Here is a 26,250-nt window from a genome sequence, read left to right on the forward strand (position 1 = left end):
GGTTCGCCGTCGAGCGGAGGTGGTGGTGGGGTGGCGCCTCGGATGGACCGGGGCGCGAAGGTGCGCGGGTGGTCAGGGCAGGGGCCGGGCGGCCAGAGCCTCGATGCAGACCACGCCGGGCACGGAGAGGCGTGAGACCTCGAGGACCGTCGTCGGCGGCCGGGCACCGGTCTCGGCGAGGTGCTCGACGAGGGTGTCCCAGACGTCGTCCAACGCGACGAGGTCGGTGGTGAAGACGCGCAGCGAGGCCAGGTCGGCGGCGGACATGCCCGCTGCAGCCAGCACGCGTTCGAGGTTGGTGAGCGCCAGGGCCAGCTGGGCCGCGACGTCACCGTCGTGGACCAGCCGGCCCTCCTCGTCGACCGAGGCCTGGGCGGCGACCGTGAGCAGTGCCAGTGGTCCCGTGCGCAGCTGTCCCTGGTCGTAGCCCAGCGGGACGGTCCACGAGTCGGGGTTCACCGGCAGCGGCGCGGTCGTCGTCGTCATGGGTCAACGGTGGCGTCCGGCCCGCCCCGGCGACCATCCCATCCGATCGGGGACCTGCGGGCCGGCAGTTCTGGGGGACCCGTGACCCCCACATTTGTGGGATGGTGCGCACCGCCCTGCTCCCGGCACACTGGCGAGCATGGCCACAGGTCTGACCGCGGAGCGTGTCCGCCGCGACGTCGAGGTCGTCGCCCGAGCCGGGCTCGACCTCGACAGCTTCCTCGGCGAGGCCGTCGAGTCGCTCGACCGTGCCGTGCCGCACTCGGCCGCCTGCCTGGCGACGATCGACCCGAGCACCCTCCTCCTCACCGGCGCCCGCAAGTACGGCGCGCTCCACGGCCGCGACGAACACGACTACGAGTGGGGGCTCATCGAGTACGGCGAGGCCGAGCAGACCGCGTTCACGTCGATGGTCCGCGACCGCACCGTCGCGACCGGGGTGCACGCGAGCACCGATGGCGACGTCCACCGCTCGCCCCGGCTCGGGCGGTTCATGGAGCCGCACTTCGGCTACACCGACGAGCTGCGCGGGCTCTTCCACGACGGCACCGACGTGTGGGGCGGGATCGCGCTCTTCCGGGGTCCGGAGGACGCACCCTTCAGCGAGGACGAGATCGCCTTCGTGGGCTCGCTGTCGACGGTGTTCGCCTCGGGTGTGCGCGCCGGGATGCTCGCGCGCCTGGCCATCGCCCCGCCGCCGTCCGGCACGGGACCGGTCGTCCTCATCGTCGGGGCCGACAACGCGATCCAGCAGACGAGCCTGGGGGCCGAGGAGCGGCTCGACGACCTGCTCGTCGGCGCCGCGAGCGGCGCTCCGGCGGCGGTCGTCGCATCTCTCGTGGGGGCCGCCCGGCGGTTCGCCCGCGGCGAGTCGACGGTGCCGCCGCGGTGCCGGGTCCGGGCCCGCAGTGGCATGTGGCTCGTGCTCCACGCCATCCCGCTCACGTCGGCCGGTGCGGGGTCACCCGACGTCGTCGTCACCATCGAGGAGGCTCGTCCGCCCGAGATCGTCCCCCTCGTCGTGGCGGCCTTCGACCTCACCCAGCGAGAGCGCGACGTCACCCAGCTCGTCCTGCAGGGCGTGGACACCAAGGAGATCGCCGCGACGATGCACGTCTCGGCCTACACCGTGCAGGACCACCTCAAGTCGGTCTTCGACAAGGCCGACGTGCGCAGCCGGCGCGAGCTCATCGCGCGCATCTACTTCGACCAGTACGTCCCGCGGATGGGTGCCGAGCTGGCGCCGTCAGGCTGGTTCGCCGGGACCTGACGGCGCCGTCGCCGTCAGCCGAGGCCGTCGAGCGCCTTCTTGGACCCGGGGTGCAGCTCGACCGGGTCGGCCTCCTTGGCCGTCGCGGGGTCGAGGTCCTTGGCCGCCGGGTGGACCTTCTCGAGGTCGGACTTCTTGTCGAAGATGAGCTTGGTGAGCGCGCACGCGTTGCCCTCGCTCATGTCCGAGCGGACGAGCAGCAGGTTGGGCACGACGACGGTCTTGGCGTCGGTGGCCGTCTTGTAGGTCGCCGATGGGATGACGTCCTCGGCGTAGACCGGGTTGGCCTCTTGGAGCTTGGGCAGCAGGGGAGTGATGTCGACGAACTGCACCTGGTCGCCCATCGACGTCATGAGGTCGGTGATGCCACCCGTGGGCAGGCCGCCGGACCACACGAGCCCGTCGATGCTGCCGTCCTTCATGCCGTCGACGGTCTTGGTGAGGTCGAGCCGCTGGGCCTTGACGTCCTTGGCCGGGTCGAGCCCCGCCGCCTCGATGAGCCGGTTGGCGATGACCTCGGTGCCGGACTTCGGTGAGCCGGTGGAGATCCGCTTGCCCTTGAAGTCCTCGACCTTGGTGATGCCGGACTTCTTGGACACGACGACCTGCGTGTAGTTCGAGTAGATGCGGGCGAGCGCCTTGACGTCGGCCTTCTTGCCCTCGAACGCGCCCTTGCCGGTCACCGCGTCGGCGGCGGTGTCGGCGAGCGAGAAGGCGATGTCGTACTTCTTGTCGACGAGCTGCTGGATGTTCTGCACCGACGCGCCGGTCTCGGCGGCGGTCGCCTTGAGGTCGGTGTTCGTGCTGATGAGCTGGGCGAGGCCACCGCCGAGCGCGTAGTAGACGCCGGTGCTGTTCCCGGTCGCGATAGTGATTTGACCAGCGGTCGCGGTGCACGAGTCAGCGCCCGACCCACCGCTCGCGGCGGTGTCGCTCGTGCGGTCCTGCTTGCCGCCGCACGCGGTGAGAGCGAGGGCCGCCGTGGCGGCCACGGCGATGACGGATGTGCGAACTCGGCTGTGCCTCATGCCTTTTCCTCCAGTGTTGTGGTCCGTGCGTCAGTCGTGGGCGTATGCCGGTCGCTCGCCTTCGTGAACCACGCGAGGGCCACTGCGGCGGCGAGGAAGACGAGGCCGGCGCCGATCGAGAACGGCTGCAGGTAGAGCAGGAGCCCGGCGGCGGGCACGCAGAGCGCACGCACGACGGGCTTGGCCGGGCCGAAGAGCCAGCCGCCGGTGACGACGGCCAGGGCAGCGACGGCGAGCATCGAGACGACGGTCGTCCACACGATTGAGATCGCGTCGCCCTGCATGAGCAGGTGCGAGCCGTTGTCGGTGATGACGAAGGCCAGGGGAGCGAGGAACGCGGGGAGCGTGTACTTCCACGCGTTCCACATCGTCTTGATCGCGTCACCGCCGGTGATGGCGGACGCGGCGACGGCGGCGAGCGCGGTCGGCGGCGACACCTCGGAGAGGACGGCGTAGTAGAAGATGAACATCGCCGTCTCGGGGGCGCTCACGCCGAACGTCTGCAGCGCCGGGCCGATGACGACCCACGCGATGATGAACGACGCGGTGACGGGCACGGCGAGACCGAGGATCGCGATGGCGACGGCGGCGAACACCGCGGTGAGGACGAGCACCCCGGTGGGGTTGTCCGTGATCGACTGCGCGGCGGAGACGAGCATCGACGCCAGCGACTGGCCGATGCCGGTCTTGACGATGACCGAGGTGATGATGCCGGCCGCGGCGCAGACGGACGCGACGGGCAGAACCGAACGCACACCCATGGCGAGACCGCGATAGAGCTCCACGGCATACCTGCGCAGTGCCTCCGGGAGCGGACGCCGCTCGGCGTCCGGGTCGAGCGGGTCCCGGCCCGAGACGACGCGCTCGACGAGACCGAAGAGCGCTGCGACGCCGGTCGCGTAGACGACGGCCTTGAACGGCGGGATGCCCAGCGCGAGGAAGCCGATGATGACGAACAGCGAGAGGAAGTGGTAGCCGAAGCGCAGGAGCAGCTGGCGGGCGCTGCGGGTGGCGAGGTGGACCTCGCGGGCGCCGAACTTCCGGGCGTCCATCTCGACGGCGAGGATGATGCCGAGGTAGTACAGGACCGTGGGGATCGTCGCCCAGAGCAGGACCTGGAGGTAGTTGACGCCGATGTACTCGGCGATGATGAACGCCGCCGCGCCGAGGGTCGGGGGCGAGAGGATCGCGCCGATGCCGGCCGCGGCGAGCATGCCGCCAGCGGCCTCGCGGGGGTAGCCGGCCTTCTTGAGGATCGGCCACGACACCGACCCCAGGCTCACGGCGGTGGCGGTGCCCGAGCCGCTCACGGTGCCAAGGAGGAAGCCGCTCAGGGCGACGGTGCGGCCGGGTGCGGACGAGCTCTTGCGGAACGCCGCGAACGAGATGTCGATGAAGAAGCGGCTCGCGCCGGTGGCCTCGAGGACGGCGCCGTAGATGGTGAACAGGACGATGTAGGTCGCGGCGACGTCGAGCGGGATGCCGAAGAAGCCGGACGCGTCGTTGTAGAGGCCGTTGATGATGTCGCCGAAGTTCATGCCCGCGTGGCTGATCGACCACGACACCGGCAGGAACCCGCCGTAGTAGGCGAAGGCGAGGAAGACGGCGCAGACGACCGGCAGCACGAGCCCGGTGGTGCGGCGGCAGGCCTCGACGACGAGGAGCAGGAGCAGGGTGCCCATGAGGACGTCGACGGTGCCGAGCGAGCCCTGCCGGTCGAGGAAGGCGTTGAAGCCGCCACCACCGTCGCCGATGGTGATCGGCAGGACGGGGTAGAGGCAGACGAGCAGCGCCAGGGCGGCGAGCGCCCAGTCGAGGACGCCCGGGTTGTCGTTGCCTTGGCTGCCGTCGGCCTGCGTGGTGCGGGCGCCGCGGCGGCGGGTGGCGCGGTAGCAGACAAAGACCAGCGGGAGGACGGCGGCGAGGAAGAGGATGAGGTAGTACTGCCCGCCCTGCCGCAGCGGCGAGAACACCTGGTAGAGGACGAACACCGAGACCGCGAAGCAGACTGCGGTGAGGGCGTTGTCGAGGGTGGGGGAGAGGCGGCGGCCGGGGCGCTCCTCGTCGTACTCGCCGATGAGCTCCTCGACGCTGGCGGTCTGCTCGGTGGTGCGCCCGGGGGTGTGCTCGGCCGTCTCCTCGCGCTGTTCGGGCGCCCGATCTCCGGGGTCCGGTGGCACCGCCCGTTCGACGTCGTCGCCGGACCGCGTGACCTCCGTTGGTCGACCCATGACGTCCAACCTAGCCATTTCGTGGCCACTTCGGGTGGGAGGCGGGGGGCTCACTCTGCCCATGGGAGGGGCAGGGACAGGGGCTGGCGCTGCCCAATCCCGGTGCGGCACAGTGGAAGGAGGCCGTTGGTCCCTGCTGACGTGCGTGGCTGTGCTGGACGCTGGGAGTGACGATCAGGGAGGGCTCGACATGCACTGGGACCTGGGGCCGCAGGGGCTGGGGCTGCTCGCCGCCATCGCGCTGGGGTTCGGCGTGGTCGCCGCGGCCGCGGTGGGACAGGGGGTCCGGCTGCGGGTGAGGGCGATGGTCGTGACGGCCCTGTCCTGCGTCGTCGTGGGCCTGCTCGTCAGTGAGGTGCTGTTCGGACTGCCCACGGCGGAGCAGCTGCAGTCGAACGTCGACGGGCTCTCGCGCGACGAGGTCCTCCTGTTCGACGTGCTGACGAGTGCGATGGTCGTGCTGGTGCTGCACTCGGGCGCGCGCCGGACGAAGCACGAGAGGGCCCGGCGCGAGCGGCGCATGCGCGAGGTCCGGGGCGTGCGCCGCTGAGGTGGCGCTCTCGGGTTGTCGGCTTTTGGTTGCTGAGCGGTCGCGCTGTTCGAGTGGTGACCTCGGGCGGCGCTGGATACCCTCGGGTCAGGGATTCGCTCGGGGGCGTGTGGAAAACCTCGCGGTCGTCGTGGCGTTTCCTGCTTGCATGGCGGTGTCGGGGACACCGGCTCGACAGCACGAGAGCAGCGCGCCACCCGGGAAGGTGAGCGTGTGCAGTGAGGGGAGGGGACCCGCGGATGGATGCCGTGCGCACGGTCGAGGCGGAGGTCCGTGAGCTGATCCGACGCTCTGGGCTGGACCCCGCCCGCGACCCCAAGGCCGTCCAGCGGCTGTGCGCGATGCGGTGGCCGACTACGACCAGCGGTCGATGCACGGCGGCATGCCGGTCCTCAGCGACGTCGCCAAGGCCGAGAAGTCGGTGTGGGACACCGTCGCCGGCTTCGGCCCGTTGCAGCAGTACTTCGACGACCCCACGGTCGAGGAGATCTGGATCAACGAGCCGACCCGCGTCTTCATCGCGCGTGGTGGCGTGCCCGAGCTGACCACGACGCTGCTCACGAGCGACGAGGTCCGCGACCTCGTCGAGCGGATGCTCAAGTCCTCGGGTCGGCGCGTCGACCTCTCCAGCCCGTTCGTCGACGCGGTGCTGCCCGACGGCTCCCGCCTCCACGTCGTCATCCCCGACATCACCCGCGAGCACTGGCACGTCAACGTCCGCAAGTTCATCGTCAAGGCGGACAACGTCGACGACCTCGTCCGGCTCGGCACGTTGACCCGACAGTCGGCGACCTTCCTCGAGGCGGCCGTCGCGTCCGGCCTCAACGTCCTCGTCGCCGGCGGGACACAGGCCGGCAACCCCACAAACCGTCAATACACCCACCTGTGAGCGACGTGCTAGGGGATAGGGTCTGAGCGACCGTCAAGTGTTGCCGAGCGAGGGGGATCGCATGACCGATAGGCGTGCGGCTGCATTGGAGCTAGCGGAAGACCTACTTGCCGACTTTGAGTTGTCTCGGTTGGCACCAACGGCATTAGTGCGAAAGTCGAGTCGATTGGCCCGGCTTTTAGATGATCGCGACGTTCTGGAGTGGTTGACGCTCGAACTCAATGGCTATAGAGACGTCGTCACGGGCAAGATGCTTTCGGGCACCGCAAACTTCGCGCTCCGTACCGGTCGAGGGCACTATGACCAGGAGGAGAAAACGACGAAGTACTGGACGGACGGACTCGGGGCGATCGAGGCTCACGCTTCTGCCGCGACTGCCCACATGAAGGCGGCTGCGGATGCGCCCGTGAGTGTCAGCTCTGCGAATCCGCACCAAATCGTATCGGCGCCGACGGGCAATGCTAGAGAGCGAACTGCTCTGTTGACGATGATCAGCCGAAACCAAGGGCTGGTGGAGGGGATTCTCGCGGCGGTACACAGCTACGTGAGCGAGAAAGAGGTAGAACTCCGTTTCGGAGCCGCGGTTGAGAGTGCTTTCGGCCAAGTGCGTAACACAGTCGATGCGAACATTGCCGAACTCGTACCTGATGCGGCGGTGAAGTTGGCGGCAGCGTTTGAAAATGCCGGATCAGACAACGCTGAAGACTGGGCGAGTTCCGCAGCAACATGCCGTCGCTTGCTGAAAGCCGTTGCCGACGCATTGCGTCCTGCTGGTCCGAAAGTCGATGGGCGGGCAATGGGTGAGGATCAGTACATCAATCGCCTCGTTGACTGGATCGTGAACAGCAGTGCTGCCGGGGAAACGAGCAGGGAAGTAGTCAAGCGGGATTTGGAGTACCTGGGTAATAGGCTCGATGCTCTTGCAGGTGCTGGGCACAAGGGTGCGCATTCTGAGGTGACGCGGTATGAAGCTTCGCGGTTCATCACCGGCACCTATCTGCTCATTGGCGACATTCTGCAACTGCGGCCGGACGGTATCAAAGAGACAGCGGATGAGGTTGTCGAGGTGGACGGAGCGGACTGGCCGCCTCAAGATCGCCAGCCGGACGTCTTGACTTGAAATAGCAACACAACTCGTCTGGGGCTCGGGCAGGGGTGGGCGTCGTCCCATAGCGGCGGTCGTGAGGTGCCGGGGGAGCCGGTCAAGGGCGCGCAGCGGCGTAGCGGACCCTTGACGGGCGGCGGAGGCATCGGAGACTGGTGCTGGGGGACGGCAACCGCCGAAGGCGACCTAGAAGCCGTACTGAGTTGGTCCCATTACGCCGAAGTTGTCGCAGTGCGTGCAGGTGAAGGGACCCTCGTGAACTATTACGAAGGCCGCCAAGAGGCGCACCCTGGCAAAGGTGCAGGGTGGCAACCTCTTTGCTGAACGTTCGTGGCGCGCCAAAGCCCCAGTGAACCGGCGCGCGAGCGAGTCAGTCTTGCCCCCAGATCGGAGTTCGGTGGTCGTTGAGGCCCGTCAGCCGTGCAAGCCGCCGTTGTCGAGTGCACCTCGGGCCGCGTTGGCCTTCGACGGTCAAGGCCAGTAGCGCTTCACCCCGAACTGTCTTGCCCTTCGTGGCGCGGCATGGCCTTCCCGCGCGCCTAGTGGCTAGGCGCGGTCGTCTGGGCCTAGCAAGTGCCGATACTCGTCCTGCGTAAAACTGAGTTCTTCAGCACCCCGGAGTGCCTCACGCGCGAGCATGTACGCCTTGGCGCTTGTTGGCGGTGCCGCCCGTTCAAGGTGACTGAGTTCTCGAGCCAAGGCGTCCCGCCGCGCTCGAAGCTCGTCGATACCTTGGTCTCCGACCTCAGCGTCGGCGATGAGGCGGCGATACTCGTTCCTGAGCACCAGGTACGACTTAGCCGCCAATTGGTGGCTGCTTGCCTCCGACGCCGGGTCGAACGACAACTGCAATACCGTGAACACAAACCCAACCAAGCCTGCGACGAAGGCGAGCCAAGCAGCTGGCGATGAGCGGATCAGTGGCGCGATCAGTGCTGCACCTGCGGCCAGCCCGATGACTACGACGTTGGCAACTCGTATGCGCCACGCCGAAGCCTGTTTCAGTTCCGCTTGTTTCTCGTGGGTCTTGTGCGTGTACGCGACCCTGCCAAAGGTCTCTTTGGTCTCGCGCAGAACCGCATCAGGCACCGAAGGCACTGCCGAACACCCTTCTCCAGTAGGCAACGTATGACGGTCCACTGTCGTCAAAGGTGCAAGCCACCTTTGCGTCGATATGGGACCGTCGCGCAGCATCTACCCAGCCGACCCCGGTTTCGATCTCCTTGCCGCCCGGTAGTGCGTAGGTCGAATAGTAGTTCGCAATCATGTGAGCCAAAAAGTCCCTGACGAGCCAGTCGTCCCACACGTGACTGCTTTGGGTGTGGTCCCACTTGCGGCGCATAAACTCGGCTGCGACCAACTCGAGTACAACCGACTTGAAAGATGCATGGTGGGCTCTGCGCCAAGCCTTCATGTATCTGATTAGACGGGAGTACTGGTCACTTGTGGCCGCATTCATCCGGAGCGCGTTGTCGAACTCGGCTCCATAGTCGGATGCCTCCCACGAGCCTCCGTTTCGCGTGACAGGGACCAAGCAGTCGGCATGGAAGTCGTCCGCACCCTCGGAGAAGAGAACTCCGGGCACGATCTCGACACTCGGCCCGGACGAGAACTGGACCACTACTACAGGACCGTCGCCGCGGATTCTCGTACGAGGGTATCGCTCAGAGAGGACGCCGCGGACCTCCTGGAGCAACGCCGACTGTCCATTGCCAGCATGTTCGTTGATCCGCGAATAAGTTCCAGAAGGCATACGAAAGACCCCGTCGACATCCGCCATCGGGTTTATTGAGGTTCCCTTCACCACTGACCCAATCAGCGTTAAGTGCGATGCCGTGGAGTTCGGGTGGAAGTGAGCACTCAGGGCCGCTTCGCACTCGAACAGTCTCTTGATCCCGACTTGCCTCTCTGAGTGCGAGGCCGACACCCTCGTGTCAAACCTCTCGAACAACTCTGCTGTTCCCACGCTTCCCCCAGTCCCGCCGCACTTGTGTTTCAGCCATCATGCCGCCCAGATCGAGCGACGATGTCACAACTCCGCTGAACTTACGAGGGATGTGCAAAGGCTATGCGGCGTGTCGATCTGGCTCGTGTGCCACGCTCGCAGCATGTCGGACCCTCTTCAGTCCCTTCGGGATGCTCTCGCCCTGACGACCAACGCGATGCATGATCGTGAGACCGGGAGCCCGTGGACAGAGACTCTGCTGCTGGCTCGCGAGTTGGAAGCGACTGGCCGCGTTGACGAGGTTCTGTTGGCCCAATCGCACCTCACCCTCAGCCTCCTCGACTACATCGCCCAATTAACAATCGGCGCTGACGCGGAAGGGATCACCCTTAGCGGCATCCCTGGCGGCACGTCTCCGGGGAACCTGCTCAAGGAGTTCGGACGCCAGCTCCTCGAAGCCGAGCCGGGGTAGTTCCGAACTGTGAGCGGAACGGGCTAGCCACCTCGCGGCGATGCGCAACACCTACCCCACGCTAGATGGATGGCGAGAGCGCGTACGTCGAGCGTCACTGGCACAACCCGGTTCGTTGCTGGCCGCCGATGGCAAGGCGTGGCCACCAAATCCTTTGGCAGATTGCGCGGCCGCTTGCCTCACGGCCGCTGTGGATCATCTTCAGGCAGTTCGTGTCCTATCGGACGAATCCAAGTCTCTCCACCCACTAGCCACCTACAGCTTGACCCGCGGCGCTCTGCTCAGCGCGGCGACGTCCGTTTGGCTGCTCGCCCCACCTGAACCAGAAGAACGGCAGAAGCGGGGCCGCGCTTACGCCGACCACCTGCTCATGCGTCGGCAGGAATGGAACGCCGAGATCCGAACTGCTCCTGGCGTGAATTGGCGGCGTTTGGCAACCGTTCAACGTGCGCTAGTGCTCCGCCGCCATGGCGTCCGCGTATATGCCGGTAGTCACCGCGGGTTATCAATGCCCAGCCCGACCGCCCTTGTCGGCAAGGCCGCATCGACTGTGTTCGCGACCGAACCTGCGGTAGCGACTGAGATACGCGCGCAGTGGCGTGCCACTAGCAGCGACGCACATGGCCTCGTCTGGGGGCATTGACTCGCTCCCACACGGACACCGGACCATCTGGCGACTTGCATGAGTTTGCGATCGCTGGTGAGGTCGCTGAAGTTGTTTCGCACTACCGCGCCGCCTTCCTTCTGACTCGCTGGGGTTGGGCCCGCTTCCATGTGCTGGGAACGTGAACACCAACTCGATCTTGCTTGGGGCCCGACGGGTAGCTACCCGAGCACTTGGGGGCCGAGGCTCACGAGAGACCGCGACACACGCCCGATTCAGATGTTCGGTAAGTCGCGGGCCCCGTTCACTGCTATCGCCTCCCCGGCCATGTTCTTAGTGCGCTCAACGTCACCGAACTTCGCGATGTAGACGCATGACGGATGCGAAGATGCCCGGGTGAGCGATCTAGACGCCTGGGTAGACAAGCTTGAGGCAGAGGAGTTGTCGCAGGCGCGGGGCCGGGCCGATTCGGCCAAGCTTGTCGCCACGTTTGCGGCGGCTATCGCGGCAACCCTCGTAGGTACCCAGATGCAGGTGCGCGCCGCCAATGGGATGACCGTGTGGGATGTGGTGGCCGTCGCGGCCTTCGGGCTTAGCGCTCTGTTGGCACTGACTGTCGTGCTGTTGGACCAGTTGGCGATCGTCAACGTAGAGAGCGTGCTGGCCACGGAACGCACCCTGCGCAACCCAACCGATCCAGAGCTCATATCGGCCCTGCGGGTGGCGTCGTCGGCGATCACCAAGGACAACCGACGGGTTCTGCGCTGGGTGAAGGTGGCACTGTTCCTCCAACTGGCCGCGGCGAGTGGAGCGTCCGTAGTAGCCGTGCTGGTCACTTGGGGCGGATGATGAGCACATGAGTGAAGCCCGATGGCAAGAGCCAAACGAGGCTGAATCGCTGTTCCGGATCGTGGGCTGGGGCCTCAAGCGTCTGCCAGGTCAAAAGAAGCGCAGGCTACTAGCGGTGCAGGAGGCAGCTGACTTTCGCAAGTCGTTGTCGTCGTTCGCTCCCACCCCGGATGCTGAGGATCAAACCGCAGGGGAACCCGTAGCAAGCCACAGCGACGAGCCGCCTGCGCGCACGTTGATCTCCGACGAGCCGCCTGCGCACACGTTGATCTCCGACGAGCCACGTGCGCGCAGTTTGAGGCCCGGCGACCAGATATTGCAAGCACTCAAAGAGCACCTTGAGGCGACTCGGGCCCTACATGTGGACTGGGCAGAGCAACGAGGCCTGGATCTGGTGGCACTCGCCCCATCGGTGAGTCCGGCGAGCCTCCTCGCGTACCAGTACAGGGCGCCGCGTCGAAGCGAACCGGATGCCCCTCTGGTTGCGCCCGTGGACGCTTGGTATATGCCGATCCCTTACAACGCGAACACGATGTTTCTCTTTGGTGCAGGCGATGAACACTCATACGCGGTGGCCGGGAGCGGCACCGGGAACCGCTCAGAGGTCAACGCAGAGATCAGAATGCTCCGCGACTTCGAGTATCACTATCGCGAGTGGCTCACGCGGTGGGTCGACGAGACGGAGACCAGTCTGCGGACCTTTGGGGTCAAGTCGCTGCCTCCTCACTTGGTCCGCATCCGTGAACTTTTGGCGACTTGGCCGTTCGAGACAGCACCCGACGACTCCTCCAAGAAGCGCCGACGGTAGAGCTTGAGCGGGGGCCGGCGCGCCCTAGAGGGACACGTCGTTTAGGTCCTACATCACTGGTACGTCGCGGCATAGCCGAGGCTCCTGCGGTACGCGCTGAAGTGATAGGCGGAAGGTCGCCAGTCGTTCGCCCAGCAGCGCTGGCAGAACAGGCATGCGTGCACGCTTGTGACCATCAGCGCGATCTCCTTCTGCCACCGGCCTCCAAGGTCGAGCGGCGCCCCGCCTCTCCGAGAGCGTCGCACTCGGCCTGCGTCAGACAGCGTGCGGCGATCGGCAAGAGCCGTTCCTCCTCGGCGTCGAGGTGCTCGACGAGGTGGACGTAGAGGGTGTCGAGCACGTCGGCGACCTCGTCGCGCAGCGCAGCGTCGTCCGCCGCGCGAAGCCGGGGCGGGCGGCGTCGACCTTGGCGAGGAGCGCGTCGACCCGCTCGTGCTGGGACTCCATGAGGTGCACGACCGGCGCCAGTTCCTCGGGCACGCGCTCGAGCAGGACCGGCCACAGCAGCTCGTCCTCGATGGTGTGGTGCTGGTGCAGCGTGCGGCGCAGGAAGTCGAGGTGGTCGACGACGACCCCCGCACGCTCGAGGTCGCGGTCGGGGATGCCCCGCACGAGCCCGCCCGCGAGCCGGAGCTCGCGACGGAAGTAGGTGTGGATGGTCGGCATCGCACTGGTGTCGACCAGGGGACGCTCGGACGTCGGGGCGTCGTCGGCGTGGGGTGTCGTGGTCATCGGGTGCTCCTCTGGTGGGTCGGTCAGGGTGACGACTCCACGGTCGGGGGCTGGTCTTGCAGCGCGCTTGCGACGTGGTTGCAGGCTTCCGAGCCCCGGCCACGCCATGATGTGCTCGTGGACACCGCGCGGATGGCCCGCTCCTGGCACCTCCTCACCGCTGTCGTGACCTGGGCCGCGCTGCTGCTGCAGCTCGTGCTCATCGTCCGGGGCGGCACCGTGCTCGACGAGGTCGACCCGCCCGCGCTCGGGACGCGGCTCGTCCGCTTCATCTCGTACTTCACGGTCCTCACCAACATCCTCGTCGCGTTCACGGCGACGACGCTGGCGCTGCGCCAGGACCGCTACCCGACGTGGTGGAAGGTGCTGCGGCTCAACGCGATCATCGGCATCACCGTCACCGGCCTCGTCCACTGGTTCCTGCTCCGGCCGCTGCTCGACCTCAGCGGTGCCGACTACGTCGCCGACAAGCTGCTCCACGTCGTCGCGCCCCTGCTCGCCGTCATCGGCTGGGCCGTCTTCGGCCCGCGCGGCAAGGCCGACAAGGGCCTGCTCCTGCCCTCGCTCATCTACCCGCTCGGCTGGCTGGTCTACACGCTCGCGCGGGGCGCGTTCGCCGACTGGTACCCCTACCCGTTCCTCGACGTGAGCCTGCACGGGTACGCGCAGGCGCTGCTCGCCTGTGCCGGTGTCGCCGTGCTCTTCATCGTGCTCACCCAGGGCGCGATCTCGCTCGACAGGCGGCTCCCGACCCGCCCACGCTGACCCTTTCGGGTGGTCCCGAAATGACCCGCGAAACGGCGGGGAGTTTCGCCTTTCCGCAGGTGAGCGGTCTGGGCGAGGAGAACACTCGTCAGGCAGGAGTCCCGCCGCGAACCGGCGACAACGGCGTCGCCACGGCGTGGCTCCCGGAAGGGGATGCCACCATGCACCGACTCGCGTCCGACCCTCCGCAGGAGACGCCATGCGACTGACACCACTCGTCGCAGCCGGCGGCCTCGTCCTCGGCCTGGGCCTCGCACTCGCTCCAGCGGCCACCGCCGCCGAGCCCGACCCGTGCCTCATCATCCTCGGCGCCGACGCGGCGACCCTCACGGGGACACCCGGCAACGACACCCTGGTGGGCACGTCCGGGCCCGACGTCATCCTGGGAGGAGCCGGCAACGACACCATCTCGGGTCTGGGCGGTGACGACCGCATCTGCGGTGGCGCCGGCAACGACACGATCACCGCCGGCGACGGCAACGACTTCGTCATCGGCGACACGGCCGAGTCGATCCTGCTCGGCAACCCCGCGGGCATGAACGTGCCCGGTGGGGCGGACGCCATCGACGGCGGCAGCGGCGACGACCAGATCCTCGGTGAGGGCGGCAACGACACGCTGCGCGCGGGCAACGGTGACGACTTCGCGACCGGTCAGATGGGCACCGACGACGTCAGCGGCGGCAACGGCGACGACACGCTGTTCGGCGGCCCGGCGAACGACGTCGTGCGCGGTGAGAACGGCAACGACATCGTCGTCGGCAACTTCGGCAACGACACCCTGTCCGGCGGCCGTGGTGACGACATGATGACCGGCGACAACCCGGGTCCGGGTCTCAACGTCCCGTCCAGCGACGTCTGCAACGGCGACCAGGGTGCCGACTTCGCGGTCGAGGGCAGCTGCGAGGTCGCGGTGGCGATCGAGACGTTCGGGCCGTTCCCCGAGGAGGGGTGAGGACCCTCCACCGCACACCTCGGGGCGGGTGGCCGACAGGGAGGGCCACCCGCCCCGACACGCGTCCACCGCCCGAACGGCGTCGGCGCAGCCAGGCCGTGCAGCGAGCCGCGGGACGCGCGCGGTGAGCGCACGGCATACGGGCACGTAGGCTTGGCTCTTGTGGCCACCGACTTCCAGCAAGAGATCAAGGACCTGCGCACGACGATGACCTCCGTGCGCGAGGTCACCGACCTGACCGCGTTGCAGGCGCGCATCGACGACCTCGAGACGCAGGTCGCGGCCCCCGACCTCTGGGACGACCAGGAGAAGGCGCAGGCCGTCACCTCGGCGCTCTCGCGTGCCAAGTCCGAGTACGAACGCGTCACCGGCATGGACACCCTCGTCGACGACCTCGAGGCCCTCGTCGAGATGGGCCAGGAGGAGAACGACGCCGAGACCCTCGCCGAAGCCGAGAAGGAGCTCGTCAAGGTCAAGAAGGCCGTCGGCGAGCTCGAGGTCCGCACCCTGCTCAGCGGTGAGTGGGACGAGCGCGAGGCCGTCGTGACGATCCGCTCCGGCGCCGGGGGCGTCGACGCCGCCGACTTCGCCGAGATGCTCATGCGCATGTACCTCCGCTGGGCCGAGCGCCACGGCTACCCGACCAAGGTCATGGACACGTCCTACGCCGAGGAGGCCGGCATCAAGTCCGCGACCTTCGAGGTCAACGTGCCCTACGCGTTCGGCAACCTGTCGGTCGAGGGCGGCACCCACCGCCTCGTGCGGATCAGCCCCTTCGACAACCAGGGCCGCCGCCAGACGAGCTTCGCCGCCGTCGAGGTCATCCCGCTCATCGAGGGCACCGACAGCATCGAGATCCCCGACAACGACCTCAAGATCGACGTCTTCCGCTCCTCGGGCCCCGGTGGGCAGTCGGTCAACACCACCGACTCCGCCGTGCGCATGACGCACATCCCGACCGGCACCGTCGTCTCGATGCAGAACGAGAAGTCGCAGATCCAGAACCGCGCCGCCGCCCTGCGCGTCATGCAGTCGCGACTCCTCCTCATCAAGCGCGCCGAGGAGGCCGCCGTCAAGAAGGAGATGGCCGGCGACGTCAAGGCGAGCTGGGGCGACCAGATGCGGTCCTACGTCCTCAACCCGTACCAGATGGTCAAGGACCTCCGCACCGAGTACGAGACCGGCAACCCGAGCGCGGTCTTCGACGGCGACATCGACGGCTTCATCGAGGCCGGCATCCGCTGGCAGATCGCCGAGCGCAAGGCCGAGGGCTGAGTCCCGTTGCGGGACAACGAGACTCAGGACAAAACCATGACGTATGCCGTTGAGCCACCTCCCGGGGGACCGGCCGACTGGAGTGCGTGGTCGCGTGACCTCGCCGCCCGGATCCGGTCGCTGTCCGACGGCGAGGACGTCACCATCACGGTGTCGGAGCACCCGCGGCCGCACCTGCTGCGCAAGGCCCGGCTGTTCGGCGTCGTGCCCGCGCGCTACGAGGACATGGCCCCGTGGGCGCGCGTGCGCCGCGACGACAACCACGCGGTCGTCGAGCTCATCGGCAGCGAGGACTTCGGTGGTGAGTTCTTCTTCACGCAGGCCGAGGACGCCGCCCTCGAGGAGATCGGCTGGCGCCGCCCGGGCCCGATCTCGATGGAGGAGCGCGTCTGGAACCGGTGGTACCCCGACGACGTGAGCGAGACGGCATACCTCGGCAGGGACGACGCGCTCGCCGCGGCCGACCTCGTGGTCCGCACGCTGCGCGACGTCGTCTACGCCGCCGAGGCCTGACCGGACCCGCGACACACGCGGCTGCCCGCCGGAGTGGGCTCGCGGCACATGGGAGCGGCACCGCGCCGCGAGGATGCTGACGCCCATGCGCCCGACAACGACGTCTCCTCGCACAGTCCTGGTGGCCCTGGCCGCCCTCGCCATGACGGCCTCCCTCACGGTGGCCGCTCCTCAGGCCTCCGCCGACCGCCAGAGCGACAAGCCCGGCGGTGGGCACTGCGCCCGCCAGTCCAAGATCACGGTGCCCGGTGCCGAGATGCAGAAGACCGCCTGCCTCGACGACCTCACCACCGCGGGCACGGTCGCCTCGGGCCACACGAGGGCCGCCGACTACGCCGGACTGCACACCCCGGGCACGGTCAACCCGACCGGCGTCCCCGGCATCCAGGTCGACGGCTACTTCCCCGACACCTCGACGACGAACACCAACAACGGCTGGAACCACGACAGCCAGTTCGTCATCCGCATCCCCGACACCTGGAACGGGGGCCTCGTCGTCACCGGCGCACCGGGCAACCGCACGCAGTACGCCAACGACTTCATCTGGTCCGACTGGGTCCTCGCACAGGGATTTGCCTTCGCCAGCACCGACAAGGGCAACATCGGCGTCAACTTCTTCGACGACGGCTCGGCGCCGGGTGGCAGTGTGCGCGAATGGAACTCGCGCGTCACCGAGCTCACCGTCGCGACCAAAAAGGTGCTCCAGCAGGTCCGGGCGAGCAAGCCCAGGCACACGTGGATGGCCGGCATCTCCAACGGCGGCTACCTCGTCCGCTGGCAGCTCGAGAACCGTCCCGACCTCTACGACGGCGGCCTCGACTGGGAGGGCACGCTCTTCCGCGCGGACGGCCCGAACCTCCTCACCTACCTGCCGACCGCCCTCAAGAACTACCCCTCGTATGCCGCGACCGGCAGTCCCGCGGCCCACGACGCGATGATCGCGGCCGGGTTCGCCCCGGGCAGCGAGTTCCTCTGGCCGTTCCACCACCAGGTCTACTGGGACCTCACCCAGCGGATCTACCGCGAGGAGTTCGACCCGACCTTCGACGGTGACACCAAGGCGGGGACGCCCTACTGCGCGAGCGGGACGCCCCAGTGCGACGCCGACTACGACTACGCGAGCCGTCCGCAGTCGGTCAAGGACGCGATCCGCTCCGTCGAGCTGACCGGCAGGATCCGCAAGCCGCTCATCACCGTGCACGGCACGATGGACACGCTGCTGCCGATCGGGACCGACTCCGACGTCTACGACCGGCTCATCGACGACGCCGGTGCCGGTGCGCTGCACCGCTACTACCGCGTCGCCGACGGCACCCACACCGACGCGCTCGTGCCGGCGTTCCCGGACCGGCTGCGGCCGCTCCTGCCGTGCGCGCGCACCGGCTTCGACCTGCTCACGGCGTGGGTCGAGAAGGGCATGGCGCCGCCGGCCGACGCCACCGTGCCGCGACCGGCGTCCGGCGACCTGCTCAACACCTGCACCCTCGCCTGACCCTGCCGAACGACTGATTGCCCCACTGTGACACCTGGCTCAACGCTCGGCGTCCCAGTGGGGCAACCAGTCGGGGTGGTGAGGCTGGAAAGGGCAGTCAGTCGATGGGCTGCTCGAGCCCCAGCGGGTCCTTGTCGTCGTGCTTGGCGACGGTGGTGCGAAGCTCGGTGTGCGGCATGAGCCACACGGCGACGAGGGTGACGACGGCGATGGCGCCGGCGATGACGAAGATGAACCCGGTGCTGTCGCCATAGGCGTGGCGCACGATGGTGAGCACCGGCTCGGGGAGCGCGCCGAGGTCGAGCGTGCCGCTGCCGGCGCCGTCGGCCGGGACCGGGATCTTCGCGGCCCGGAGGCCGGTCGAGATGTGGTCAGTGACCCGGCTCGCGAGGATCGCACCGAGGACGGCGATCCCGACGGTGCCGCCGAGGGAGCGGAAGAAGCTCACGACCCCGCTCGCCGTGCCGATCTCGTGGACGTCGACGGTGTTCTGGACGACGAGCACGAGGTTCTGCATGAGCGCGCCCTGGCCCAGGCCCATGAGGATCATGTAGATCGAGAGGTGCCAGATCGGGGTGGTGTGGTCGGTGACGCCCATGAGGCCGAGCCCGAGGATCAGCACGACCGCGCCGCCGATCATGTAGGGCTTCCAGACACCGGTGCGGGTGATGAGCTGCCCCGAGACCGTGGCGCCCACCATGCTGCCGAGGATGAGCGGGAGCATGAGCAGACCGGCCTCGGTGGGGGAGAAGCCCTGGGCCACTTGGAAGTACTGGCTCAGGAAGACCGAGGTGCCGAACTGCGCGATGCCGACGGCGATGCTGCCGATGATCGCGAGGCTGGTCGTCCTCTCGAGGAGGATCCGCCCCGGGATGAGCGGCTCCGGGTGCCGGCGCTCGACGAGCACGAGAGCGGCGACGGCGATGGCGGTCGGCACGAGGAACAGGGCAGTCTCGACCGAGACCCAGTCATAGCTGCGACCGGCGAAGGAGACCCAGATGAGGGGGAGGCTGGCCGCGATCGAGATGAGGACGGCACCCCACCAGTCGATGGTGACCTGTCGGCGCACCCGCTCGAGGTGGAGGAACTTCTGGAGCATGCCGAGGCCGACGAGCGAGATCGGCACCGCGGCCCAGAAGCACCAGCGCCAGCCGATGCTGTCGACGAGGAGACCGCCGAGGAGAGGGCCGGACACAGTCGCGACGGCCATGACCGAGGCCATGTAGCCGGTGTAGCGGCCGCGCTCACGCGGCGGGATGATCGAGCCCATGATGGCCTGCGCCAGTGCCATCAGACCGCCGACGCCCACTCCCTGGAGCCCGCGAGCGGCGAGGAGCTGCGGGACGTTCTGCGCAAAGCCCGCAGCGAGGGCGCCGAGCAGGAAGATCACGCCGGAGACCTGGACGAGGAACTTCTTGTCGAACAGGTCGGACAGCTTGGACCAGATGGGGCTGGTCACGGTCATCGCCAGCAGGGTCGTGGTGACGACCCAGGTGTAGGAGGTCTGGCTGCCCTCGAGGTCACCGATGATCGTCGGCAGGGCGGTGCTGACGATCGTCGAGCTGACCATCGCCACGAAGAGCATGGAGAGCAGCCCGGTGAGGACCTCCAGCACCTCCTTGTGGGTGAGCGTCGGCTCTCGGGTGAGTGTTGCGGTGTCAGACATTCAGGTCCTCGGTGGAGTCGGTGGTGGTCGTGGAGACGGAGTCGGAGTCGGTGCCCGTGACGGCGCCTGGGTCGGTGGCGGCCGGGGCGTGTGTGGGGGAAGGCTGCGAGGCCGAGCCGCCGCTGCCGGCGCTGCCAGCGCTGCCGCCGAGCGCGGGGACGATGTGGTTCGAGATCTCGTCGAGCGTCCGCGCCGCCGCGAGGGCGGTCTCGGCGTCCCAATCGGTGAACTGCTCGCGCATCCCGCTCACGTAGGTCCGGCGCAGCGAGGCGAGCCGGGCGCGCCCCTCGGGGGTGAGGTCGACGAGCTCGGCGCGACCGTCGGTCGGGTCCTTGCGGCGCACCACGAGACCGTCGGCGCTCAGCGAGGCGAGCTGGCGGCTGATGACGGAGGCGCCGACGTGGAGCCGGTCGGCGATGAAGCCCGAGCGCGACTGACCGTGGTCCTCGAGCACCTTGAGGATCGTGATGTCGGTCGACTTGAGGCCGCCCGGCAGCTGGAGCCAGAGGTGCGAGGTGGCGCGCAGCGACCGCGTGAGCCGGAAGAGGCTCGTGGCGAACTGCTCGAACTCGTCGCCCCCGGGAGATTGCTTGACCATGTCAACTATTAAACGCTTGTTGGTTGCATCAAGCAACTTGATGCGGCTACACGCCGTCGGGGCCCCGGTTGCCGGGGGCTCACGGGTGCGGAACCTATGCTCCTTGTGCATCCTGCCCCCGAGCCGTGAGGCCTTTCCCCAGCGATGATTCGCTTCGACAACGTCACCAAGGTCTATCCGCGGTCGACCCGCCCGGCGCTCGACGACGTCAACGTCAACGTCGAGCGCGGCGAGTTCGTCTTCGTCGTCGGGCCCTCCGGGTCCGGCAAGTCCACGATGCTCCGCCTCGCCCTGCGCGAGGAGCGGGCGACGTCGGGCACGGTGCTCGTGGCCGGTCAGGACCTCGGCTCCCTGTCCGCGCGCAAGGTTCCCCGGTTCCGCCGCGAGATCGGCGCCGTCTTCCAGGACTTCCGGCTCCTGCCGGGCAAGACCGTCGACCAGAACGTCGCGTTCGCGCTCCAGGTCATCGGCAAGCCGTCGTCGGCGATCCGCCAGCTCGTGCCCGAGACCCTCGAGATGGTCGGGCTCGAGGGCAAGGGCAAGCGCCTGCCGCACCAGCTGTCCGGTGGTGAGCAGCAGCGCGTCGCCATCGCCCGCGCCGTCGTCAACAAGCCGCAGATCCTGCTGTGCGACGAGCCCACCGGCAACCTCGACCCCAAGATCAGCCTCGACATCGTCCACCTGCTCGACCGCATCAACCGCACGGGCACGACCGTCGTCATGGCCACCCACGACGCCGACACGGTCAACCAGCTGCGGCGCCGCGTCGTCCAGCTCGACGAGGGCCACGTCGTGCGCGACGAGCAGCACGGCACCTACCTCGCGCCGATCGGGGCCGCCACGTCGTCGCCGCCGAGCGACCCGGACGCGGTCGAGGACGCCGAGGTGGCCGAGGAGATCGGCGACCTCGATCCCGAGCGGTTCGGAGGGGAGGACCGATGAAGGCCGGCTTCATCGCCAGCGAGGTCTGGTCGGGCCTGCGCCGCAACCTCTCGATGGCCCTGTCCGTCATCCTCGTGACGATGGTGTCGATGTTCCTGCTCGGTCTGGGCCTGCTCGCCCAGCGCCAGGCCGACACCATGAAGGGCTACTGGTACGACCGGATCCAGGTCTCGATCTACCTGTGCACCGACAACTCGCTCCAGCCCAACTGCCAGAACCAGGCGGCGACCGACGCGCAGCAGCAGAGCATCGAGAGCCAGCTCAAGTCCATGCCCGAGGTCAAGGAGGTCTTCCACGAGTCCGAGGAGGAGGCCTTCAACCGCTTCAAGGAGCAGTTCCGCAACAGCCCGATCACCGGCAACGTCCAGCTCGGTGACATCCCGCAGAGCTTCCGCGTCCAGCTCAGCGACCCGACGAAGTATGCCGTCGTCACGAGCCAGTTCGAGCGTGCGCCGGGCGTCGCGAGCGTCCAGGACCAGGAGAAGGTCCTCAAGCGCTTCTTCCAGATCATCAACTGGATCACCGGCTTCTCGGTCTTCCTCGCCGGGCTCATGGTCATCTGCGCGACCCTGCTCATGGCGACGACGATCCGGCAGGCGGCCTTCATCAGACGCCGCGAGATCGGGATCATGCGGCTCGTCGGCGCCTCGAACTGGACGATCCGGATGCCGTTCATCATCGAGATGCTCGTCGTCGCGACCATGGGTGTCGCGCTCGCGGTCGGCATGCTCTGGGTCGGACTGCGTCTCATCTTCAACGCCGGCTTCAACCAGGTGGTGCTCAACAAGGCGCTCATCGGGGCCAACGACGTCTGGGCCCTCACACCATGGCTCTTCGGTGGGGTCATCCTCATCGCGGTCGTCACCAGTGTGGTCACCCTGCGCCGCTACCTCCGGGTCTGACGCCGCCACCGGTCGCGTCACTCACACCGGTATGCCGGCGGGGGAGACCCCGCATCGGCGACGATGTGGCCTCTCGATGCGGCGTGGAACCTACCCACGGGAAATTTCAGCGACGAGTTCGGCGTGAAATGTTCACAAACGGAGGTGACTCGTGTTACCAATGGTGATCATGAGGCGAACCCCTGCGCCCCGAAACGCCTCCGCGCGTCGCGCCATCGGCATGTCTGCCGCCCTGCTCTGCTCCCTCGCCCTCGTGGCGCCGGTCTCCGCGCACCCCGGATCCGACCCGGACCCGAGCAAGCAGAAGAAGCACGTCGACGCGCAGATCGACAAGCTGCGTGACGACCTCGCCGACACCAACGCAGACCTCGCCAACGCCTACATCGCGCTGCGGACCACGCAGGGCCGGCTGCCCGGCGCGCAGTCCGCGCTGACCCAGGCCCAGGCGGCCGCCTCGCGGGCCGAGACGGCCAACGCCATCGCCGCCCAGGAGCTCGAGGTCTCGCAGGCCAACGAGACCAAGGCCCAGGACGAGCTCGCGGCGACCTCCAAGGAGATCCGCGACAGCCGCGGCCAGGTGGCCCAGTTCGCCGCGCAGATCTACCAGGAGCAGGGCTTCGGCGAGCTCGACATGGCGATGACGTCGACGTCACCGCAGCAGTTCGCCGACCGGATCGCGCTCATCGGCACGGTCATGGACCTCCAGGGCCAGTCGATGGTCAAGCTCGCGACTGCCAAGGCGAGCCAGACGGCACAGGAGGACCACCTCTCCGCGCTGCGCGCCGACTCCGAGAAGGCCAAGCGCAAGGCCGAGGCGTCGCTCGCGGCCGCCAACGCCGCCCGCGACAAGGCCACCGCCGCCAAGGCCGCTCTCGACGCGCTCGCCGCCCAGCAGGCCCAGCAGGCCGCCGCGGTCAAGGCGCAGTCCGTCGCCGAGAACGCCCGCCTCGCCGCCGCCCAGGTCGAGTCCGACCGGCTCAGCGCCGTCATCAAGGCCCGTGCCGCCGCGGCCCTGCGCCGCGCCAAGATCCGCGCCGCCGCCAACGCCAAGGCCAAGGCCGAGGCCGCCGCCCGCGCCGCCCGCAACAAGAAGAAGCCCAGCAGCAGCGGCTCCACGGGTGGGTCGTCCGGCGGCTCGTCCGGCGGCTCCTCCGGTGGCAGCCCCTCCAGCGGCGGCCCGCTCAGCGCACCGACCACCCTGGGCTGGATCAGCTCCGAGTTCGGCATGCGGCTGCACCCGATCCAGCACATCTGGAAGCTCCACAGCGGCCGCGACTACGCCGCCCCCTGTGGGACGCCGATCAAGGCGGCCGCCCCGGGCGTCGTCATCGAGTCCGGCTACAACCCCGGCTACGGCAACCGCGTCATCGTCGACCACGGCGTCATCGGTGGCGTCCACCTCACGACGACCTACAACCACCTCCAGCGCATCCGCACCCACGGCGGTCGGGTCTCGCGCGGCACGGTCGTCGGCTACGAGGGCAGCACCGGCAACTCCAACGGCTGCCACCTCCACTTCGAGGTCTACGAGGACGGCACGTTCGTCGACCCGCGCAACTACCTCTGAGTCGCGGACACGGGTGGTGCCGCGCAAAACCCGGCGCGCGGACGGCATACCCTGTCGTAGCGTGTCGCACTGACTCGAGGAGGTGAAGCGCGGTGGCCAAGGGTGCCAGCAAGAAGAACGACGACGGCCGCAAGGTCGTCGCGAGCAACCGCAAGGCTCGCCACGACTACATCGTCGAGGACACCTTCGAGGCCGGTCTCGTGCTCATGGGCACCGAGGTCAAGGCGCTGCGCATGGGGCGCGCCAGCCTCGTCGACGGCTGGGCGAGCTTCACCGGTGACGAGCTCTGGCTCGAGGGCGTCCACATCCCCGAGTACGTCTCGGGCACCTGGACCAACCACACGCCGCGCCGCCGCCGCAAGCTCCTGCTCAACCGCAAGGAGCTCGACCGCATCTCGCAGCGCACCCGCGAGAGCGGCCACACGATCGTCCCGCTGCAGCTGTACTTCAAGGACGGCCGCGCCAAGGTCGAGATAGCGATCGCCAAGGGCAAGAAGGAGTACGACAAGCGCCACGCGTTGCGTGAGCGCCAGGATCGTCGTGAGACCGAGCGCGAGCTCGGCGCACACAGGGGGTAGTCGCGTGAGGGGTCGGCTTCGGAGCTGGATGGCGGGCCTCGCCGCGTCCGCGTGCATCGCGATCCCGCTCGGCGCGGTCCTCGCCGCCCCCGCCGCCACGGCGTCGCCCGCCTCACCGCCGTCGCTGGCCGGCTTCCTGCCGATGGATGACGACGCGGCCTCCTTCAACGTCCGGTATGCCGTGCAGCAGGACGGCTCGATGCGCGTCACCCAGCGCATCCGCTGGGACTTCCCCGAGGGGGAGGAGCGTCACGGCATCTACCGGACGATCCAGACCCGGGCCGGCTACCAGGACTCGACGACGCAGTACCGCCACTACGAGCTGTCCGACGTCGAGGTGACCTCGCCGACGGGGGCGCCGACCGACACCGACATCTCCGACTTCGGTGCCTACGAGCAGGTCCGGATCGGCAGCGCCGACGAGACGGTCGAGGGCGTGCAGGAGTACGTCCTCAGCTACACCCTCGCCCACGTCATCAACGACATCGGCGACGGCACCGCCGAGCTCTACTACAACCACATCGACCCCTCGAACGAGTACGTCTACCGCAACGTCAGCGCGGACGTCACCGGGCCCGTGCCCGCCACCCGGGTCGCCTGCTACTACGGCGCGCTCCAGGAGGACACGACGTGCACCGGCACCGCGGGTGCGACGTCGAGCTTCACGGTCCCCGACATCGCGCCCGGGCAGGGGGCGACCATCGTCGTGTCGTGGCCCCGCACCGCGTTCGGCGACCTCACGCCGGACCTGCGCGAGACCGGTGACGACGGCAGCTTCGGCGGCGGCTACGACCCCGGCCCCTCGCTCTCGCCGACCCAGTCCAGCTACCTCGGTGCGGCGCTCGCCGGGGGTGGCGTGCTGCTCCCACTGCTCGCCGGGGGCCTCATGGGGCTGCTCGTGTGGACCCGGGGTCGCGACGAGGTCTATGCCGGGCTCACACCCGGCCTCACCCCGGGCGCGGGGGAGAGCGCACCCGTGGTCCGCGGCAAGGCGCCGACGATCGCGGTCCAGTTCACCCCGCCTCCCGGCGTCCAGCCCGGCATGGTCGGCACGATCATGGACGAGAAGGCCGACGTCGTCGACGTCACCGCGACCCTCATCGACCTCGCCGTCCGCGGCCACCTCACGATCACCAACGAGGAGCGCGGTCGCTTCCGCAGCGACGACTGGCTGCTGCGTCGCCAGACGCCTCCCGCCGGTGGCGTGGCGCTGGCACCCTACGAGCAGCGGCTCCTCGACGGCGTCTTCGCCAAGGGTGACGAGACCAGGCTCTCGGAGCTCAAGAACACCTTCGCCGGCACCCTCAAGCAGGTGCAGGGGATGATGTACACCGAGTCCGTGCAGCGGCACTGGTTCCGGCGCTCGCCCGACGCGCAGCGTGCCGGCTGGGTCGGCTTCGGCTTCACCCTCATGGGCCTCGGCGGGTTCGCCCTCTTCTTCGGCACCGCCGGGCTCGGGTCGCTCGGTGGCGGCTCGCTCGTCGCCAAGGGCTGGGTCTTCGGCATCGGCCTCATCGTCACCGGGATCATCGTCCAGCTCCTCGGGCGCAGCATGGCCTCCCGCACGGCCGAGGGCAGCGCGGTCCTCGCCCAGTCACAGGGCTTCGAGCGCTACATCGCCACCGCCGAGGCCAACCAGATCCGGTGGGAGGAGGCGCAGGACGTCTTCTCGAAGTTCCTGCCCTACGCCATCGTGTTCGGCCTGGCCGACCGGTGGGCCGCGGTCTTCGAGGAGGTCGCGGCCGCGGCAGCCGCCGCGGGCCAGAGCATCGCGGCTCCGGTCTGGTACGCCGGGCCGATCACCGGCTGGAACTTCGGCCACGTCGCCTCGAGCATGGACTCGTTCTCGACCCAGGCCGCCGGCACCTTCGTGTCGACGCCCGGCTCGTCCGGTGGGTCGGGCCTCGGCGGTGGCGGTTTCAGCGGTGGTGGCGGGTTCTCCGGCGGTGGTGGCGGCGGTGGTGGCGGCGGCTCCTGGTAGTCGTCGCCCGCCCACCCCCCAAGGGAGGTGGCGCCACGCACCCGAACCGT

At 68.3% G+C, this 26,250-nt stretch carries 24 protein-coding genes and 1 pseudogene; 17 read left to right on the top strand and 8 right to left on the bottom strand.

The window, feature by feature from the left end; genetic code table 11:
- Nucleotides 1-72 precede the first annotated feature (72 nt).
- Nucleotides 73-486 carry a RidA family protein gene (locus KLO01_RS16265; protein ID WP_147067124.1) on the bottom strand — a complete coding sequence of 138 codons (414 nt, stop codon included), beginning with the start codon at nt 484-486 and terminating at the stop codon, nt 73-75.
- Nucleotides 487-625: 139 nt separating this feature from the next.
- On the opposite strand from KLO01_RS16265, the gene KLO01_RS16270 reads away from it, so the two are divergent.
- Nucleotides 626-1,756 (top strand): response regulator transcription factor, encoded by a 1,131-nt coding sequence (locus KLO01_RS16270; protein WP_147067126.1) that lies wholly within the window; start codon nt 626-628, stop codon nt 1,754-1,756.
- 14 nt (nt 1,757-1,770) lie between these two features.
- Here the strand turns inward: KLO01_RS16270 and KLO01_RS16275 are convergent, their stop codons facing one another.
- Nucleotides 1,771-2,784: a TAXI family TRAP transporter solute-binding subunit gene (locus KLO01_RS16275; RefSeq protein WP_147067128.1), complete on the bottom strand. Its 1,014-nt coding sequence runs from the start codon at nt 2,782-2,784 to the stop codon at nt 1,771-1,773.
- Entirely contained in the window at nt 2,781-5,015 is a 2,235-nt protein-coding gene (locus KLO01_RS16280; RefSeq protein ID WP_147067130.1) for a TRAP transporter permease, read from the bottom strand. The genes KLO01_RS16275 and KLO01_RS16280 overlap by 4 nt, the downstream gene beginning before the upstream one ends.
- Before the next feature lie 190 nt (nt 5,016-5,205).
- On the opposite strand from KLO01_RS16280, the gene KLO01_RS16285 reads away from it, so the two are divergent.
- The 3 genes and pseudogenes from KLO01_RS16285 (at nt 5,206) to KLO01_RS16295 (ending at nt 7,574) form a co-directional block, all read left to right on the top strand.
- Nucleotides 5,206-5,565: a hypothetical protein gene (locus KLO01_RS16285; protein ID WP_147067132.1), complete on the top strand. Its 360-nt coding sequence runs from the start codon at nt 5,206-5,208 to the stop codon at nt 5,563-5,565.
- 239 nt (nt 5,566-5,804) lie between these two features.
- Nucleotides 5,805-6,430 (top strand): annotated as a pseudogene (locus KLO01_RS16290) (ATPase, T2SS/T4P/T4SS family); the annotation flags it as partial.
- 85 nt (nt 6,431-6,515) lie between these two features.
- Nucleotides 6,516-7,574 carry an AbiTii domain-containing protein gene (locus tag KLO01_RS16295; RefSeq protein ID WP_147067134.1) on the top strand — a complete coding sequence of 353 codons (1,059 nt, stop codon included), beginning with the start codon at nt 6,516-6,518 and terminating at the stop codon, nt 7,572-7,574.
- 531 nt (nt 7,575-8,105) lie between these two features.
- Here the strand turns inward: KLO01_RS16295 and KLO01_RS16300 are convergent.
- Complete coding sequence (locus tag KLO01_RS16300) at nt 8,106-8,657, bottom strand: SLATT domain-containing protein (RefSeq protein WP_186828092.1); 552 nt, start codon at nt 8,655-8,657, stop codon at nt 8,106-8,108.
- Nucleotides 8,641-9,525: an SMODS domain-containing nucleotidyltransferase gene (locus KLO01_RS16305; RefSeq protein WP_147067138.1), complete on the bottom strand. Its 885-nt coding sequence runs from the start codon at nt 9,523-9,525 to the stop codon at nt 8,641-8,643. Before KLO01_RS16305 ends, KLO01_RS16300 begins: the two co-directional genes overlap by 17 nt.
- 286 nt (nt 9,526-9,811) lie before the next feature.
- Here KLO01_RS16305 and KLO01_RS17250 point away from each other — a divergent pair, with 286 nt between their 5' ends.
- The 3 genes from KLO01_RS17250 (at nt 9,812) to KLO01_RS16315 (ending at nt 12,237) form a co-directional block, all read left to right on the top strand.
- Nucleotides 9,812-9,976, top strand: coding sequence for a hypothetical protein (locus KLO01_RS17250; RefSeq protein ID WP_186828093.1), 165 nt, complete (start codon nt 9,812-9,814; stop codon nt 9,974-9,976).
- 1,000 nt (nt 9,977-10,976) lie between these two features.
- Nucleotides 10,977-11,429 (top strand): hypothetical protein, encoded by a 453-nt coding sequence (locus tag KLO01_RS16310; RefSeq protein WP_147067140.1) that lies wholly within the window; start codon nt 10,977-10,979, stop codon nt 11,427-11,429.
- A 7-nt stretch (nt 11,430-11,436) separates the two neighbouring features.
- Complete coding sequence (locus tag KLO01_RS16315; RefSeq protein ID WP_147067142.1) at nt 11,437-12,237, top strand: hypothetical protein; 801 nt, start codon at nt 11,437-11,439, stop codon at nt 12,235-12,237.
- Between the two features lie 255 nt (nt 12,238-12,492).
- On the opposite strand, the gene KLO01_RS17255 is transcribed toward KLO01_RS16315, so the two are convergent.
- Nucleotides 12,493-12,969 carry a hemerythrin domain-containing protein gene (locus KLO01_RS17255; RefSeq protein WP_186828094.1) on the bottom strand — a complete coding sequence of 159 codons (477 nt, stop codon included), beginning with the start codon at nt 12,967-12,969 and terminating at the stop codon, nt 12,493-12,495.
- Between the two features lie 117 nt (nt 12,970-13,086).
- Here KLO01_RS17255 and KLO01_RS17260 point away from each other — a divergent pair, with 117 nt between their 5' ends.
- The 5 genes from KLO01_RS17260 (at nt 13,087) to KLO01_RS16340 (ending at nt 17,966) form a co-directional block, all read left to right on the top strand.
- Nucleotides 13,087-13,734, top strand: coding sequence for a Pr6Pr family membrane protein (locus KLO01_RS17260; protein ID WP_186828095.1), 648 nt, complete (start codon nt 13,087-13,089; stop codon nt 13,732-13,734).
- Nucleotides 13,735-13,933: 199 nt separating this feature from the next.
- On the top strand, nt 13,934-14,686 hold the full coding sequence (locus KLO01_RS16325) for a calcium-binding protein (RefSeq protein WP_147067144.1): 753 nt from the start codon (nt 13,934-13,936) through the stop codon (nt 14,684-14,686).
- Between the two features lie 162 nt (nt 14,687-14,848).
- A complete protein-coding gene (gene prfB, locus KLO01_RS16330) occupies nt 14,849-15,961 on the top strand; it encodes a peptide chain release factor 2 (protein WP_147067146.1) in 1,113 nt (370 codons plus the stop codon).
- 36 nt (nt 15,962-15,997) lie between these two features.
- Nucleotides 15,998-16,474: a TY-Chap domain-containing protein gene (locus KLO01_RS16335; protein ID WP_147067148.1), complete on the top strand. Its 477-nt coding sequence runs from the start codon at nt 15,998-16,000 to the stop codon at nt 16,472-16,474.
- A gap of 121 nt (nt 16,475-16,595) precedes the next feature.
- Nucleotides 16,596-17,966 (top strand): 3-hydroxybutyrate oligomer hydrolase family protein, encoded by a 1,371-nt coding sequence (locus KLO01_RS16340; RefSeq protein WP_246136269.1) that lies wholly within the window; start codon nt 16,596-16,598, stop codon nt 17,964-17,966.
- Between the two features lie 97 nt (nt 17,967-18,063).
- Here KLO01_RS16340 and KLO01_RS16345 read toward each other — a convergent pair whose 3' ends face one another.
- Nucleotides 18,064-19,632: an MDR family MFS transporter gene (locus tag KLO01_RS16345; protein ID WP_147067152.1), complete on the bottom strand. Its 1,569-nt coding sequence runs from the start codon at nt 19,630-19,632 to the stop codon at nt 18,064-18,066.
- Nucleotides 19,625-20,266, bottom strand: a complete 642-nt coding sequence (locus KLO01_RS16350) for a MarR family winged helix-turn-helix transcriptional regulator (protein ID WP_186828096.1) — start codon at nt 20,264-20,266, stop codon at nt 19,625-19,627. The genes KLO01_RS16345 and KLO01_RS16350 overlap by 8 nt, the downstream gene beginning before the upstream one ends.
- 108 nt (nt 20,267-20,374) lie before the next feature.
- Between KLO01_RS16350 and ftsE the strand changes: the two genes are divergently transcribed.
- The 5 genes from ftsE (at nt 20,375) to KLO01_RS16375 (ending at nt 26,200) form a co-directional block, all read left to right on the top strand.
- Nucleotides 20,375-21,172: a cell division ATP-binding protein FtsE gene (gene ftsE / locus KLO01_RS16355; protein WP_246136270.1), complete on the top strand. Its 798-nt coding sequence runs from the start codon at nt 20,375-20,377 to the stop codon at nt 21,170-21,172.
- Entirely contained in the window at nt 21,169-22,074 is a 906-nt protein-coding gene (ftsX, locus tag KLO01_RS16360; protein WP_147067156.1) for a permease-like cell division protein FtsX, read from the top strand. Before ftsE ends, ftsX begins: the two co-directional genes overlap by 4 nt.
- Before the next feature lie 169 nt (nt 22,075-22,243).
- Nucleotides 22,244-23,641, top strand: a complete 1,398-nt coding sequence (locus KLO01_RS16365) for a peptidoglycan DD-metalloendopeptidase family protein (RefSeq protein WP_147067158.1) — start codon at nt 22,244-22,246, stop codon at nt 23,639-23,641.
- A gap of 92 nt (nt 23,642-23,733) precedes the next feature.
- On the top strand, nt 23,734-24,219 hold the full coding sequence (gene smpB, locus KLO01_RS16370; protein WP_147067160.1) for an SsrA-binding protein SmpB: 486 nt from the start codon (nt 23,734-23,736) through the stop codon (nt 24,217-24,219).
- A 28-nt stretch (nt 24,220-24,247) separates the two neighbouring features.
- Nucleotides 24,248-26,200 (top strand): DUF2207 domain-containing protein, encoded by a 1,953-nt coding sequence (locus KLO01_RS16375; protein ID WP_246136271.1) that lies wholly within the window; start codon nt 24,248-24,250, stop codon nt 26,198-26,200.
- Nucleotides 26,201-26,250 lie beyond the last annotated feature (50 nt).

The sequence above is a fragment of the Knoellia locipacati genome (genome assembly GCF_007992835.1).
Taxonomy (GTDB): Bacteria; Actinomycetota; Actinomycetes; order Actinomycetales; family Dermatophilaceae; genus Knoellia; species Knoellia locipacati.

Coding starts and splice junctions, on each gene's coding strand:
- KLO01_RS16265 (WP_147067124.1), bottom strand. CDS start 486: ATGACGACGACGACCGCGCCGCTGCCGGTGAACCCCGACTCGTGGACC.
- KLO01_RS16270 (WP_147067126.1), top strand. CDS start 626: ATGGCCACAGGTCTGACCGCGGAGCGTGTCCGCCGCGACGTCGAGGTC.
- KLO01_RS16275 (WP_147067128.1), bottom strand. CDS start 2,784: ATGAGGCACAGCCGAGTTCGCACATCCGTCATCGCCGTGGCCGCCACG.
- KLO01_RS16280 (WP_147067130.1), bottom strand. CDS start 5,015: ATGGGTCGACCAACGGAGGTCACGCGGTCCGGCGACGACGTCGAACGG.
- KLO01_RS16285 (WP_147067132.1), top strand. CDS start 5,206: ATGCACTGGGACCTGGGGCCGCAGGGGCTGGGGCTGCTCGCCGCCATC.
- KLO01_RS16295 (WP_147067134.1), top strand. CDS start 6,516: ATGACCGATAGGCGTGCGGCTGCATTGGAGCTAGCGGAAGACCTACTT.
- KLO01_RS16315 (WP_147067142.1), top strand. CDS start 11,437: ATGAGTGAAGCCCGATGGCAAGAGCCAAACGAGGCTGAATCGCTGTTC.
- KLO01_RS17255 (WP_186828094.1), bottom strand. CDS start 12,969: ATGACCACGACACCCCACGCCGACGACGCCCCGACGTCCGAGCGTCCC.
- KLO01_RS16325 (WP_147067144.1), top strand. CDS start 13,934: ATGCGACTGACACCACTCGTCGCAGCCGGCGGCCTCGTCCTCGGCCTG.
- KLO01_RS16335 (WP_147067148.1), top strand. CDS start 15,998: ATGACGTATGCCGTTGAGCCACCTCCCGGGGGACCGGCCGACTGGAGT.
- KLO01_RS16345 (WP_147067152.1), bottom strand. CDS start 19,632: ATGTCTGACACCGCAACACTCACCCGAGAGCCGACGCTCACCCACAAG.
- ftsE (WP_246136270.1), top strand. CDS start 20,375: ATGATTCGCTTCGACAACGTCACCAAGGTCTATCCGCGGTCGACCCGC.
- ftsX (WP_147067156.1), top strand. CDS start 21,169: ATGAAGGCCGGCTTCATCGCCAGCGAGGTCTGGTCGGGCCTGCGCCGC.
- KLO01_RS16365 (WP_147067158.1), top strand. CDS start 22,244: ATGAGGCGAACCCCTGCGCCCCGAAACGCCTCCGCGCGTCGCGCCATC.
- KLO01_RS16375 (WP_246136271.1), top strand. CDS start 24,248: ATGGCGGGCCTCGCCGCGTCCGCGTGCATCGCGATCCCGCTCGGCGCG.